Origin of the sequence: Hyphomonas sp. (assembly GCF_965284475.1) — a bacterium.
Classification (GTDB): domain Bacteria; phylum Pseudomonadota; class Alphaproteobacteria; order Caulobacterales; family Hyphomonadaceae; genus Hyphomonas.
The window spans coordinates 3,157,042-3,171,600 of record NZ_OZ260087.1 but is presented as its reverse complement, the minus strand read 5'-3'; the positions used below and the strand labels follow the sequence as shown (position 1 = coordinate 3,171,600).

The following is a 14,559-nucleotide window of genomic DNA, read 5'->3' as shown; positions in this document are numbered from 1 at the left end:
CGCGACAGAGAAACCCAGACACGAAACGCACGTCATTCGCGCGAATTCTCGGCATAACCTCAGCCCACACTGCCTTCCAGGCTCACTTTGAGCAGGCTCTGCGCCTCAACCGCGAATTCCATCGGCAAGTGCTGCAGCACATCCCGGACAAAGCCGTTGACCAGGAGGGCCACTGCATCTTCCTCGGGAATCCCGCGCTGACGGGCGTAAAACAGCTGGTCTTCTGACAGTTTCGTCGTCGTCGCCTCATGCTCCAGCTGCGCGCTGGCGCAGCGGTTCTCGACATAGGGGATCGTGTGAGCGCCGCAGCGCTCGCCAATCAGCAGCGAGTCGCATTGGGTGAAGTTGCGCGCGTTAACGGCCTTCCGGTTCACGGAAACGAGCCCGCGATAGGTATTGTCAGACTTGCCCGCCGAGATACCCTTGGAGATGATCCGGCTCTTTGTGCGCTTGCCCAGATGGATCATCTTGGTACCCGTGTCAGCCTGCTGCCGGCCATTGGTGACGGCAATCGAATAGAATTCACCGACACTGTCATCGCCGCGCAGGATGCAGGACGGATATTTCCATGTCACGGCCGAGCCCGTCTCCACCTGCGTCCAGGAGATCTTCGACCGGTCACCTCGGCAATCGCCGCGCTTGGTGACGAAATTGAAGATGCCGCCCTTGCCGTCCTCGTCGCCCGGCCACCAGTTCTGCACCGTCGAATACTTGATCTCGGCATCATCCAGCGCGACCAGTTCTACGACCGCAGCGTGTAGCTGGTTCTCATCGCGCATCGGCGCCGTGCAGCCTTCCAGATAGGATACATAGGCTGCCTCGTCGGCAATGATCAGCGTCCGCTCGAACTGGCCCGTATTCTCGGCATTCATCCGGAAATAGGTCGACAGCTCCATGGGGCAGCGCACACCCTTTGGCACATAAACAAACGTGCCGTCCGAGAACACGGCGCTGTTCAGCGTCGCAAAGAAATTGTCCGACTGGGGCACCACGGTACCAAGATATTTCTTCACCAGGTCCGGATATTCGTGCACGGCCTCCGAAATCGACATGAAAATCACGCCAGCCTTCTGAAGCTCCTTGCGGAACGTGGTCGCCACCGACACTGAGTCGAACACGGCATCGACCGCCACGCGTGGCTTCTCGCGCGCCTCGGCAGCCGTCTCGACCGCCCCTTCGACACCCAGCAGCACCTCAGCCTCCCGCAGCGGGATGCCCAGCTTTTCATAGGTCTCGAGGATTTCCTTCGGCACATCATCAATCGAGGCATATTTCGCTCCGGCCTTCGGCGCCGCGTAATAGTAGTAGGCCTGGTAGTCGATCCTGGGATAGCGGACCATCGCCCAGCTCGGCTCTTCCATGGTCAACCAGCGCTCATAGGCCTTCAAGCGCCAATCGAGAAGCCATTCAGGCTCATTCTTGGCTGCAGAAATATAGCGAATGGTGTCTTCCGAAAGGCCCTTGGGCGCAAAGTCCGTTTCGATATCGGTTGCGAATCCAGCTGAATAATTTTCAGATTCAAGCGCCCTGGCAGCCTCAACCGTCCTGGCGTCGATACTGTCCTTGACCTTGACCTCTCCGCAGTCTTCGTCGTGTTCTGTGGTCCCGCCGCAGCAGTCCATCACACATTCTCCTTCAATACCGTACGTCGCGCTGCTTCCAGCCATGCATCTGCCACGCTGTCAAAGTCAGCGGGTAAGGTGTTCCATCCAAAGCTGGTGCGTATTGCTGATTCCGCAAGGGCGTCAGATGCGCCCATGGCCATCAGCACGACAGATCGCTTGACCTTGCCTGAAGAGCAGGCAGACCCCGCAGACACGCAAACGCCGGCCAGATCCAGTGCCATGACCTGAGTTTCAGCCCTGAAACCCGGCCGCGCAAAGTTCGATGTCCCAGCGAGGCGCTCGCTGCCTTCGCCGATCACAATGACACCGCCTTCAGCTTTCAGGCGGGATTCCATGGCATCACGATGCCGGGCCAGGGCGGCATAGTTCGGCAAGTCTCGAATCGCAGCCTCGACCGCCGCACCGAACCCGGCAATCCCGGCCACGTTTTCCGTGCCTGATCGCAGGGACCGTTCCTGCCCGCCACCATGAAGAATCGCTTTGAGCGGCGCCCCAGCCCGGTGCCATAGCGCGCCGACACCTTGTGGCCCGCCCACCTTGTGCGCCGACACCGACAGATAATCGACGCCGAGCAAGGCGACATTCACCGGAATCTTGCCAAGCGCCTGTACGGCGTCGCAAATCGTCAAACCACCCGCGTCACGCATGATGGCTGCAGCCTCTGCAACCGGCTGGATGATACCAGTCTCGTTATTCGCCAGCATTATGCACAGGACCGGCGCTCCCAGCGCGTCCACGTCCCAATTCGTCATTCGGGTCCGCAAATCGTCAAGATCCAATGTCCCGTCTGCGGTGACATAGGCCGTCTGCACCACAGCGCCCGAGTGTCCAGCCGACTTGGCAATCGCCTCATGCTCAATTGCCGATACGATCAGCGTGCATCGTCCATTCAGCGCATCAACAGCCCCTTGCACAGCGAGCGCATCCGCTTCCGTCCCACCGCTCGTGAAGATGATGTCCGCAGCGCGGCTGCCGATGGCACCGCCCACTTGCATCCGCGCCGCCTCAATGACCGCGCGCGCCGCCCGGCCCCTGGCATGCACGGATGATGGATTGGTTGCCCCCATATCCAGGGCTGCCAGCATGGCTTCGCGTGCTTCAGGGCGAAGTGGAGCCGTTGCATTATGGTCAGCATAAATCATGGAGACAGGTATAGCCGCTAGACGGCGCGTGTGCACCTGCAGAAAAATTTGCATTCTCAGGTCCATTTGGCTTAAGACCGCCCGCTTACAAGAGAATTCACTCAGAGGGTGTCATGGCAGAACTGATCATTCCGGGCCCACAGGGCCGTATCGAGGCGCGCTATACAGAGCCGCCATATCCCGGCGCCCCGATCGCACTGGTCCTTCATCCCCACCCGAAGGCGGGTGGCACGATGCAGGATCCGATCTCGATCATGCTTTTTCAGATGTTCGAGAAGCATGGCTTTGGTGTCTTGCGCTACAACTCACGTGGCGTTGGCCGCAGCCAGGGCACCTATGACCAGGGTATCGGCGAACTGGAAGATGCGGCTTACGTGCTCGACTATATCGAAAATCTCAGCGAAAGCCCCCGCTACGTCTGGTGCGCCGGTTACAGCTTTGGCGCATGGATCACGCTTCAGCTCCTGATGCGGCGTCCTGAGATTGATGGCTTCCTCGCCATTTCGCCGCCTGCCAACCACTATGACCTGTCATTTCTTGCGCCCTGCCCGGCCTCAGGCCTGATCGTCAGCGGCGACAATGACGCGATTGCCAGCCCCGAGGATATCGAGCGCGCCCTCACGAAAGTCCGCGTCCAGAAAGGCGAAGTCATCGAACGTGCCCGCGTCAAGGGCGCCAACCATTTCTATGTCGACAAGCGCGACGAGCTGATCGGCCTTTGCGAAGACTACCTGCTCAAGCGTCTTGAGGATGCTGAAGAGAAACTGCGCATCGAAGCCGAAAAAGACTAGCCAAGCATCCGGCCGCCTGTCATGGCGGCCGGAACGCCGGTTGTCGTCGGCCAGCTGATCGGCAAGCCGCGAACGGTCCGAGCGGCCAGGAAAGCAAACGCCTCCGCTTCAATCGAATCCCCGCGCCATCCGGCCTCTTCCGCGCTAAGCACCGCGCAAGGCAGCGCGTCACGCAACGCCGCCATCATTGACGGATTGTGACGCCCACCACCGCACACAATCACGCGTTCAGGCGTCTCCGGCAACTGGGCCACGCCGGCGCCAACAGCTCGCGCCGAAAAGGTAGTCAGTGTCGCGGCGCCATCCTCGAATGACAGGCCACGTGCCATGCTGGCATTGAAATCATACCGGTCCAGTGACTTGGGAGGCACCTGCGCAAACCAGTCATGGTCCAGCAGCTGCGCCAAGAGCCCCTCATGGACGCGACCAGCGGCCGCGAACGCGCCGTCGACATCATGCGTCCCCCTTCCGTGCCCCTCGACCCACTCATCGACAGGACCGTTTGCAGGTCCGGTATCGAATGCAAACAATGTCCCGTCCACCAAGCGGGCCGTTATGTTCGCCACACCTCCGAGATTCAGCACCGCGCTCGCCCCGTCACCCGCGCGCTCCAGAAGCGCGCCATGGTAGACCGGCGCGAGAGGCGCTCCCTGACCACCAGCAGCCACGTCTGCCGTCCGAAAATCATATGCGAGCGGAACGCCAAGCGCGGCCTGCATTCCGACAGGGTCGATCAACTGGAGCGTGGCGCCCGGTTGTCCGGGTCTGGATCTGCGATGAAGCACTGTCTGGCCATGCACACCGGCCAGCGCCGCAACCACCTCCTTGCCCCCGCCTTCCCGCAGCAATTGCCACGCTTCGGCATGTGTGCGTGTCACTACCGTCCGCGCCGCCTCAAACGCCGCCTCTGGCGCAGGTCCGACCCAGTTCCAGGCACGCGCCGCATCTGTCGCATCCTGTAATATCTGCCGCTCTTGTGCCGAATATTTGCGCTCCGCGACCGGCCCAAACTCCAGAACCTGCACACCATCCGTCAGGATCAGCGCCGCATCTGTCGCATCCAGTGACGTCCCAGACATGAAACCCGCCACCCATTGTGGCCCCTGATCTTGAATTGGATAGTTCAAGAGTTCCTCATTCCATGTTACGCGCCTGCGCTTACGGAGACACGAGACCATGAGCGAATACAAGTCGGATTTCCTGAAAACACTCGATTCACGGGGCTACATCAAACAGATTACGCATCCCGCCGAACTGGATACATATTGTGCCTCAGGAACGCCTGTCGCCTATATCGGATTCGACGCAACGGCCGATAGCCTGCACGTCGGATCGCTTCTCCAGATCATGATGCTGCGCCATTTTCAAAAATGCGGCGGCAAACCCGTCGTACTGATGGGTGGCGGCACGACCAAGGTCGGTGACCCGACGGACAAGGAAAAATCCCGCCCCCTGCTCACGGACGATCAGATCGCGTCCAACATGGCGGGCATCAAGAAGGCGTTTGAGCCGTTCCTCATATTTGGTGACGGTCCGACCGACGCAATCATGGTCAACAATGACGACTGGCTTTCAAAGATCGGATATGTCGAATTCCTGCGCGACTACGGGGTTCACTTCACGATCAACACCATGATCAAGCAGGAAACCGTCGACCGGCGCCTGCGCAATGAGCAGCCCTACACCTTTCTTGAGTTCAATTACATGCTCCTCCAGGCATACGATTTTCTCGAGCTATACAGGCGCCATGGCGTCAGACTGCAGCTGGGCGGCTCCGACCAGTGGGGCAACATCATCAATGGTGTCGATCTCACGCGCCGCGTCGCGGGAGGAGAAGCCTATGGACTGACGTCACCACTGATCACCACGGCGTCTGGCGGCAAGATGGGCAAGACGGCTGATGGCGCAGTATGGCTCAACGCCGACAAGAAGAGCCCTTACGAGTACTGGCAGTTCTGGCGCAACACGGAAGACGCCGATGTCGGTCGTTTCCTCCGCCTGTTCACGGATCTAGACCTTGCGACGATCACATCGCTGGATCAGCTTGAGGGGGCCAGGATCAATGATGCGAAAGTGGCGCTGGCCAACGCTGCAACAACCCTTTTGCATGGTGCTGACGCGGCCGCAGAGGCTGCTGATGCTGCTGCAGCCGTCTTTGGCGAAGGCGCGTCAGCTGATGCATTGCCGACTGTTGAAGTCACGCGAGCAGATCTCAGTTCCGGTATGTTGATTGCTGCAGCCTTTTCAGCCGCGGGCCTCGCCGCATCCAACGGGGAAGCCCGCCGCCTGATCAAACAGGGCGCCGCAAAAGTGAACGATGTGACCATCAGTGATCAGAATGGTGTGCTTGGCACGACAGACCTGATTGATGGCGCCATCAAGCTGTCGGCCGGAAAGAAGCGTCACGCCTTGCTTAAGGTCGCAGGCTAGGCAAAACGCATTATTCGAACGATTCTTCTGGAATGGGCGGCAGCTCCGACGGGATCGGCTCGTCTGGCTGACGTGGTTTGGCTTCGGGAATCTTGGTGTCGGACGGGTTCTCGAATATTCGCCGAATGACGCCCGGCGCGAGCGCTGACAACGGATTGACGGACACATTGGCTTTCTCAAGCGTTCCACTGACCGCGTAGGTAAGCGAAAAAACGCCTTCGCCGTCCCGGCCAACCACCAGGTCACCAATGATCGGAATCCCGCCGAGCGCCGAATTCATGCCGAAGCTCGGAACCAGGACGCCGTTGAACTCGATTGTCCCATCATCACCCTGGATAAAGCCACTCGTCGTCAAACCGAGTGCCGGCCCCTGCGCCTTGGCGCCCGTCACGACATAGCGGCCATTTGCAAACTTCAAAGGCACATCGATGCGGGAAAAGAGAACGCCTTCCCCACCCAATGTATCTGCCAGTCCCCTGAGGGAAGCGAGCGAAAGGATCTGGGTCAGGAATGGCGCATTCCGCATTCGTACATCCGTGAGGACGATCTCAAAGTCTGCCGGTGAACCGTCCCTGGTAAACTTTCCGGTCAGGTCGAGATTGCCACCTTCCAGAAAGTCGGCGCCAATCCAGGCCTCGGCCATGAATCCGGCATTTCCACTCGTGATGTTCACCGTCGCCCCGTCCGATACGGTCGCGTCATACGTCGCCGAAAATGGCGAGCCGTCATCAGCCTTCCCGGTTGCAGTGAAAAGCGAAAGCCCGGCAGCCCCTGTCCTGGCCGTCAGTTCTGCATCTCGCATATCCAGTCCGGGCCTGAGGGTCAGGGCATCAAGACTGGCATTGATGTTCAGCGGCGTCTTGTTGCCAGTATCCGTGCTTCCTGTCGGCCCCAGACCTGACATTATACCGGACAGATCGAGATACGTTCCGTCCAGCCTGACGACCAGGCCACCCCCCTGCGCCCTGGCGATATCGCCCCCAAAATCGGCCTTGTCCTTGAGGTATGCTCGCCTCACCACCGCGGAAACCAGCCTGGAGTCCACACCAAGCATATACTCGCCGTCCAGACGGGCGTTTTCCGACGTAAATAAAACGGTCGATTTTGAAAGGCTGCCGATTTTCTCAAACTGAATGGATGCCTTGGCTGGAACGCCTTTCGGCTTCACCCAGCCAATCTCGGAAATATCCAGACGAGCCTCTCCGAGATCAAGAGCTGTATCGGCAGAAACCAGGGCGTCGCCAGCGACCCGCGCCTGAACTTCTATTGGGATCTCTCCTGTGAGATAGGCGCGTCCCATCACGCCGAAACGATTGAGCAGATCCGGCGTGACAACAGCCGTTGCGGACAGGTTTGACGGTTGGTCCTCACCATTGAACGCATCACGCCATGTGAACTGAACGGGCGAGGGACCCAGATCACCAAACCCGCTGACCGTAACGCCCGCCTGATTGGCGTCGATCTTGAAGCTTCCCTTCGTCAGATCAAATCCGAGCGCAGCGTTCTTCAGCCCGCCTTCGGTCACCGTCCCCAAAGCGGAGAAGCGAACATCCTTGTACGGGACGTCATCAAGCGCAGGACGGAACATCTCGAATGTCATCTCCGCGTCGCCCGTCAGCCTGTCTGGCTCAAACTTGATCTGGAGTCGGGATTCCACCAGCGTCTTCATAATATTTTTCGCAGGGCCGCGCCCTTTCGCGAAGACCCTGAACGGGACACCCCGCGGATTGAAGGCCGGGAAGTCGACGACACCATCCTCCAGCGTCCATCCGCCATAGTCACCGCTGTCGAGGACAATTTTGAATCCATTTCCCGTCAGACGGCCCCTGCCCGTCGCATTCTCCACTGTCGGCAAGTCATCAAGAAACCGGACGGAAGCATCACGAACCTGAAAGTCCAGCGCCAGATTCTCATCCTTCAGATACCCTTCAGCAAAGCTGTCTCGCTGCAGGTCCATGTGCCCCGCAACCGACGACGCGACCCCTGACGTGATGCGATTGGCCGCATAACGCCGGGCACCGGCTCCAAGACCGACCGGCCAGAAGGCCAATACGGTTTCCCGGCTGATGTCGCCCTGCGAAGCGAGATCGAAACTGCCAATCACCGGAGGCTCACCTGCCTTGCGGTCCGGCGTGAGTTCGATCGAACCTGAGGCCCTGAGTTGATCGCCGCCTGTCGCAATATCCAAAACCGTGTCTCGAAGCGCGTAACGCGAGAGATCCACCTCTCCATCAATATTGACGTTCTCGAGAGGAATCATCTTTTCAAAGGTTGGCGTGAGGTCCAGCTCCATCCGAGGGCTGATCAGATTGAATTTACGAAACCCCTGCCCCTTCATCGCATCCTGGATGTTCAGCAAAGCGCGACCCTTGACCGGACCCGCGCGGTTAGTGCTGGCTTCCAGCGTGAGTCCATCCGTTCCAGAATTGTAGGCGATCTTGATGTCGAGATCTTGCACATCGAACTCTTTGCCACCCAAAGGCAACCGGCCCTCTCCAGCTGCGATATCGACCAGGATCTGCTCGACGCCGACATCTTTTGAGACATCAAATGAAACAGCAACGTTCGCGGGCAGTCCGTCGAATCGCTCGCGGCTCATTCCAAACCTGACAGCGAGATCGGCCAGTGGCCACTTCGCCACGGCGAATTCGGCCTTCAAGCGCTCGCCAAGGCCGGAAGTTGCGAGCGTTGCTGCCACTCCAGCTGGTAATCCTTCACCAAGTCCGCTGCCTGAAATTGACAAGACGATGCCATCTGCTTCCCGGGCAAGACGCCCTTTCGCCGCGCTTAACGTCAACAGGTTCTTCTGATCAGCGTCCCGGACATGTACTTCAAATTGATCAAATGAAACGCGTTCAAGGTCGACGACCGTTTCGGCCTGTTCCAGGGCGATGAGCAATTGAGGCAACACATCATTGGCTCGCTCCAGCCATTCTGCAGGGGTCGTCGGCAATTTGCCCGACGGAATCTCGGGCAATGGATCGCCCGCAATCTTCCATTTCGTTTCGGTGATGCTGTCGACATTTATCCATCCCTGATCGAGATGCATTGCGAGAACTTCAACTCTGCCAAGCACGAGGGCAGAGCCGGCAAGCGTGATGTCTGCCGCCTTTGCTTCAGCGCTCAAGTGGCCGGAATCATCGAACAATTTGACATTTTTTGCGTTTATCAGAACGCGCCGGTCGTCTTGCGACCATTCGAGAAAGACTTCGTCAATCTTGACTGATCGTCCGCTTCGGGCGTCTGTAAGCGCCCGCTCGACATCATCCCTGAATACGCCAAGTTCAAGCGGACCACTCGCCAGTCGAAATGCCAGCAAACCAGCTGCGACCAGAACAAGCAGGATTAAACCGCCAAGTATTTCCAGAATTAACGTCGAGGCGGTCTGGCGAACCAAGAGCACGCTCCTTAAAACTTCATGCGTCACGTTCAGAACAGCCAGGCTGCCCGGCTTCGATATAAGCACAGACCGTTTCAGGCACCATAGGAGTATTACATGACCCAACCACTCGAAATCGGAGCGAAAGCGCCTGATTTTTCTATTGAAACCACTGAAGGCAAGACGACGCTCTCCGCCTACAAAGGCAAGCACCTGGTTTTGTATTTCTATCCAAAGGACGACACACCTGGCTGCACAAACGAAGCAAGGGATTTTTCGGATCTCTCAAGCCAGTTCGAAGCGGCAGGCGCAAAAATTCTCGGCGTCTCCCGCGACCCTCTCGCCAAACACCAGAAATTCATCGCAAAGCATGACCTGCAAATTGAACTGGCGTCAGATGAAGACGGCGCACTATGCGAAGCTTACGGGGCCTGGGTCGAAAAAAACATGTACGGTCGAACCTATATGGGCATTGCCCGTTCGACATTCCTCATCGACCCAAAAGGCCGAATTAGCCGAATCTGGTCGAAAGTGCGTGTGAAGGGGCACGCTCAAGACGTTCTTGAATCGTTAAATAACTGAAATGTGGCCAAAAATTACGCGCTAGTCATGCAAAAATCCAAGCTTTAACAGGGGATTTACCCAAATAGGCGAAAAATTGCATGAATTGTGTTCCCCAGGGCTTTCACCCCCGTTCGAAATGGGTATTTATGTGATCCACGGGTTTGGGAAACGTGCTGTAGTGTTTATTGCAGCATTGGGTGTGATTTCCAGTCGACAGGTGGCGTGAATGGCGAAGTGGAGTGCGAACGTTAAAGCAGCGTTTGATAGAGCGTTCCCGGAGCGTCAGATTTATCATCGCAGCGGCGGCACAGTTCGATACATCTCGGTTTCTCCCTGGCAGCAGGCGATTTTTGCAACGGGCGCTGCCGCGCTTGTAGGCTGGACGCTTTTTGTCACGGGCAGTTACGTACTCGGCGGACCTTCCAGCACCATCGCCGGCAATCCCGATGACCGCGAACTCGCCAAATATGAGCGTTGGGTGCAGGAATTGCGCGCGAAAGACGCCCTGTCCCGCTCTCTTCTCGAAGAGCGTACAGACGCCTTCCAAAAAGAAACAGCGGAGTGGGAAGACAGGCAGAAGGCCCTTGAGGAGCTTTTTGACAAGCTGAAGGGTGACGAGAACCTGGAAGTCTCGGCGCTAAAGGGTGACGGAACCGGCCTGTTGGTGAAAGCGTCGATCGAAGAGGCGGACAATCGTCAGTCGCGCCATTTCTCTCCCATTACAGCATCGTTCGATACAAGCAGTACGCGCGTGAGCTTGAAAAACCTGAAATACGATCAGGAACGCATTCTGAATGAAGCTGAAGACATGGCGATAGACCGCGCAGAGCGCGCACGCGGTGTCCTGCAACTCACATCGGTCGGCAGCGACCGCATCATGTCGGGCGCGGAAATGGGCGGGCCGCTAGTCTCGATCGCGACCATGACATCCGGTGCAGACAAGCTGTCAAACGCGGATACAAGCTTTTACAATCGCCTGACGCAAACCCGGGCCCGCGTCGAAGAAATGCGCTATTACGAACAGATCGTTGCGAGCCTGCCGCTCGGGCGTCCGGTCGGAGTGCCATACCGCCAGACCAGTGATTACGGCATGCGAATTGACCCGTTCAGAAAGCGCCCTGGTTGGCATAACGGTCTCGATATGGCCGCATATCATGCTGCACCGATCATCGCAGCAGGGCCTGGGAAAGTGTCCTTTGCCGGCGCAAGCGCCGGATACGGACGCATGGTCGAAATCGATCACGGCCATGGCTTCAAGTCACGCTATGGCCACTTGAGTGGTATTACGGTATCAAAGGGGGATACTGTCGAAATCGGAGACTTGGTCGGCAAGATGGGGACCACCGGACGAAGCACGGGTGACCATCTTCACTATGAAGTCTGGTTCAACGGCAAACCTTATGATCCAGCGAAATTCTTGAAAGCAGGCCGTCATGTTCACTAAAAACAAAAACTCAGAAACCACGCCATCAGAGCCCGCCAAAACAGCGCCCACACAGGACGCCATCCGTGGCGCTGCAATGAAGCCCGCTGCACGCGCGGCATCAATCATCTGTGCGGATATGAAGATCAATGGTTCGGTGATCTCGGAAGGCGCATTGCAGATTGATGGCGTCGTTGATGGCGATGTCAGCGCGACCGACATCACGATCGGCGCATCCGGCCACATTACCGGCGAGGTCAAAGCCGAAGTCGTCAAGGTGAAGGGCAAGATCCGTGGGTCTATCCGCGCCCGGAAGGTCGAACTGGAATCCGGCGCTCATGTGAAGGGAGACATTGTTCACGCCTCCCTCCAGATACAATCAAATGCCGTGTTCGAGGGACAGGTGAAACACGCTGACGACCCGCTGAAAGACTCAGGCCCCAAAGGCGCATCTTCTCCAACAGCTGCCAATGAATCATCGTCACCGCTTGGCCATTCCGGAAAGACGCCATTCGGAATATCGTCTTCGGCTTCCTGACCAGGTCAGCGATTTCCAGTTATTGAATTCAATAACAATAGGGCCGCCAGCGCATGTCGCGCTGGCGGCCTTTTCGATCGAGCTTCGGTGCTGACGGGTAGGCATTAACGGTGCCATGACCGCGTAGAATAAAGAAGAGCCCCGAGTGTCCACCCGGGGCTCCTGAATACTGAACTCGTAAGCTGAGGTCGTAACAGACCCGGCTAGATCACGTCGCCTGGCCCTTGCACTCGGGCGTCGCGTTGAATTTGGCTTCGGCGGCTTCCAGCCTGTCCTTGATCGTCTTGCAGTTCTCCGGGAGATTCTCATCCCCAAGAACAGCGAGCCGCTTACAGATCTTCGCCTCATTCTCGACGTTGAGCCAGGCCGATTGCACTTCAAAACAAACAAGGGCGCGCTTGGTGTTCTCCTCCGAGTTCATGAATGCGAGCCAACTGCGACCGGCATTATTGCTGGCGGTCTTGAACGATTCCCGCGCGCCGGCGCGATCACCGCGCTCATAGCGCGACTGGCCGATCAGAACGTAGGCGTTTCCACGATCCTTAACGCCGCCCATACTGATTGCCTTGGTAAGCGCTTCCTCGGTTTCTTTCCACTTCTGCAAGTCGGCAAAAGAACGACCGAGACGTTCGTACATGGCACCACCGCCGCCAGCATCAGCAGCCTGCCTGATAACAGGGATCGCCTTTTCGTGCTCGCGCGCAACCTGATACAGGTTTGCCAGCAATTCGAGCCGATCCAGGTTCTTTGTGATGCGCCCCGCATTCATCTCTTTTTCAAGAATGCGCGCTGCGTGATACGGTGCATTAAAACGGTTGTAGAAATTCACGATGCGCATGAGCTCATCCTGTGTCGTCAGGAGACCACCAAGATACATCGCCTTTTGAACTTCGAATGCCTTGCGCTCTTCATTATCGGCAAAATAGTTGCCAGCGATCGCATCCCAGTATTTCCGTTCCGCTGGATTTCGCTCAACGAGCACTTCCAGAACCTCGGCCATTTTTGCCTTTTCGCCAGTCTGATTATAGAGGAACAACAGGAGGTCGTAGACTTCCTGCTTGAAGTTCGATCCGTCTTCCCGGCGAACTTCTTCGGCCCAGCGGACGGCTTCCTTGAACTTGTCTGCACGCTGGTTAAGAACGGCTAGCTGCCACTTCTGTGTGCGGTCCGGCTTGCCACCAGCCTGCTGCCACTTGTTCATGTACTCAAGCGCCTTGGCAAGATCTTCTTCCTGAAGATAGATCTGGGCGATATTGTAATAGGTCTGGGCGGCATCGGTTTCAGGAATGTAACCTTTGTTCAGAGCGGTCAGCAGATCCTGCACGGCACCTTTGCGATCACCGTTCTCGATCTTGATATAGGCTGACAGCTTGATGACGGCCCCTTCCTCATAACAGTTCAAAGGCTGATTGCGCAGTGAATTGAGTTTTGCAATCGCGGTCGAAAAATCCTTATTCACCATCGCAGCCTGTTCGGCCTCGAGATAAGTCTGGCCCGTCTTCGATGTGAATTCCGTCTCGGTACAAGCCTGCGCCAGCGCGGCACCAGCCCCCATCGTGACCATAAGGCCCACAACGATGGCGCTCTTGAGAGTTGCTCTAATTCCCATGTTTCCTCTCCTGACCGCGCTGCTCGCGGCGTTTGGCCCAATCAACCGGAATTGCTGGGCGGGATCAAGAACTTCTGCGCGTTACATGAAGCTTTTCACAGCGCGCTTCTGTCCGATTTAAGATGTGCGTATCCATAACTTTATGGGTCGCTACCACCCGTCTCGTCAACGTAAATCATCATCCGACCCGGCCTCGTTCACGCCTTGCCGACCAGATGATGAAAGGAATACCCGGCCTGACTTCGCTTCGACAGACCGTGATTTGCAAAGGCAAACATCACCACGCCTGAAAGTGTTACCTTGTATCATTTTTGCGGCATTTACTCAAGCGAGCCGCAAACCAGGCAAGCTTGAACAGTGTGCCAAAAAAAGAGCGCCCTGGTGAGAGCGCTCTTTGATGAATGGGGAGCCCAGCGAGCGCCCGCTCCTATTGCAGTTTGAATTCGAGCGGATACACAACATTCTTGCGCTCGGCTGCCTTGCCCCGAATGATCTTCGGCGCAAATTCCACACGAGAAACAGCCCGCTCAGCTTCCCGCGTGAACATGTCGTTCGAGCAAGTCGCCTGGACGTTGTAGGGGCGCCCGCGTGTGTCCACATCGAAGCGGACATCGCAGGTCCCTTCAATGCCACGCTCTGCGGCACGTTGCGGAAACGACGGCGTAGGTGGACGAATAGGCTGAGCATCCCGGTCAGAAATGGCGACCGGGTCGATTGCAAGCGATTGCATCCGGCCGAGATTCAGCTCCGTGGGAGCCGCACCTGCGATCCTCGGCGTAGGGAGATTGATCTGCGACTTGGTTGCCGACACTTTCGGTGGCGGTGGCGGCTTGGCAGCGGAATCCAGACGCTTCGGCTTGGAACGCTGACGCGTCCTGATTTCGCTGTCCTGCTGTTGGGGCGTGATCGCCGCAAGAACCCGCTGCTCACCCTTATCAACCCTGATTTCCGTCACGTTGATCAACGCACTCATCATGATGAAGAGAAGGTAGACAATCGGCACGGAAATCGCGAATGCCACCGCTAACCTGAGAAAAGGACTGTTGAACATGTCTTGG

11 protein-coding genes are annotated in these 14,559 nt (G+C 57.4%); 5 read left to right on the top strand and 6 right to left on the bottom strand.

Translation table 11 applies throughout. The features are described 5' to 3' along the window. Positions 1–59: 59 nt before the first annotated feature. Entirely contained in the window at positions 60–1,622 is a 1,563-nt protein-coding gene (sufB, locus tag ACQ66M_RS15325) for a Fe-S cluster assembly protein SufB (RefSeq protein WP_430404889.1), read from the bottom strand. After that, positions 1,622–2,767 (bottom strand): cysteine desulfurase family protein, encoded by a 1,146-nt coding sequence (locus ACQ66M_RS15320; protein ID WP_430404887.1) that lies wholly within the window; start codon positions 2,765–2,767, stop codon positions 1,622–1,624. The genes sufB and ACQ66M_RS15320 overlap by 1 nt, the downstream gene beginning before the upstream one ends. Positions 2,768–2,880: 113 nt before the next feature. Here ACQ66M_RS15320 and ACQ66M_RS15315 point away from each other — a divergent pair, with 113 nt between their 5' ends. Further along, entirely contained in the window at positions 2,881–3,558 is a 678-nt protein-coding gene (locus ACQ66M_RS15315; protein WP_350171925.1) for an alpha/beta hydrolase, read from the top strand. On the opposite strand, the gene ACQ66M_RS15310 is transcribed toward ACQ66M_RS15315, so the two are convergent. Next, positions 3,555–4,736 carry an anhydro-N-acetylmuramic acid kinase gene (locus ACQ66M_RS15310; protein ID WP_430405185.1) on the bottom strand — a complete coding sequence of 394 codons (1,182 nt, stop codon included), beginning with the start codon at positions 4,734–4,736 and terminating at the stop codon, positions 3,555–3,557. The two genes, ACQ66M_RS15315 and ACQ66M_RS15310, sit on opposite strands and share 4 nt — an antisense overlap. Here ACQ66M_RS15310 and tyrS point away from each other — a divergent pair. Next, positions 4,735–5,988: a tyrosine--tRNA ligase gene (gene tyrS / locus ACQ66M_RS15305; RefSeq protein WP_350171923.1), complete on the top strand. Its 1,254-nt coding sequence runs from the start codon at positions 4,735–4,737 to the stop codon at positions 5,986–5,988. The two genes, ACQ66M_RS15310 and tyrS, sit on opposite strands and share 2 nt — an antisense overlap. A 10-nt stretch (positions 5,989–5,998) precedes the next feature. Here the strand turns inward: tyrS and ACQ66M_RS15300 are convergent, their stop codons facing one another. Next, positions 5,999–9,385, bottom strand: coding sequence for an AsmA-like C-terminal region-containing protein (locus tag ACQ66M_RS15300; RefSeq protein WP_430404885.1), 3,387 nt, complete (start codon positions 9,383–9,385; stop codon positions 5,999–6,001). Between the two features lie 99 nt (positions 9,386–9,484). Here ACQ66M_RS15300 and ACQ66M_RS15295 point away from each other — a divergent pair, with 99 nt between their 5' ends. The 3 genes from ACQ66M_RS15295 to ACQ66M_RS15285 all read left to right on the top strand — a co-directional run bounded on the left by ACQ66M_RS15295 (position 9,485) and on the right by ACQ66M_RS15285 (position 11,892). Beyond that, on the top strand, positions 9,485–9,949 hold the full coding sequence (locus tag ACQ66M_RS15295) for a peroxiredoxin (protein WP_350171919.1): 465 nt from the start codon (positions 9,485–9,487) through the stop codon (positions 9,947–9,949). Between the two features lie 208 nt (positions 9,950–10,157). Then, entirely contained in the window at positions 10,158–11,375 is a 1,218-nt protein-coding gene (locus ACQ66M_RS15290; RefSeq protein ID WP_350171917.1) for a peptidoglycan DD-metalloendopeptidase family protein, read from the top strand. After that, complete coding sequence (locus ACQ66M_RS15285; RefSeq protein ID WP_350171915.1) at positions 11,365–11,892, top strand: bactofilin family protein; 528 nt, start codon at positions 11,365–11,367, stop codon at positions 11,890–11,892. The genes ACQ66M_RS15290 and ACQ66M_RS15285 overlap by 11 nt, the downstream gene beginning before the upstream one ends. 208 nt (positions 11,893–12,100) lie before the next feature. Here the strand turns inward: ACQ66M_RS15285 and ACQ66M_RS15280 are convergent, their stop codons facing one another. Together ACQ66M_RS15280 and ACQ66M_RS15275 are read right to left on the bottom strand one after the other, a co-directional pair. Continuing rightward, positions 12,101–13,501, bottom strand: coding sequence for a tetratricopeptide repeat protein (locus tag ACQ66M_RS15280; protein WP_430404883.1), 1,401 nt, complete (start codon positions 13,499–13,501; stop codon positions 12,101–12,103). 427 nt (positions 13,502–13,928) lie between these two features. Continuing rightward, positions 13,929–14,552 carry an energy transducer TonB gene (locus ACQ66M_RS15275; RefSeq protein ID WP_350171911.1) on the bottom strand — a complete coding sequence of 208 codons (624 nt, stop codon included), beginning with the start codon at positions 14,550–14,552 and terminating at the stop codon, positions 13,929–13,931. Positions 14,553–14,559: the final 7 nt, after the last annotated feature.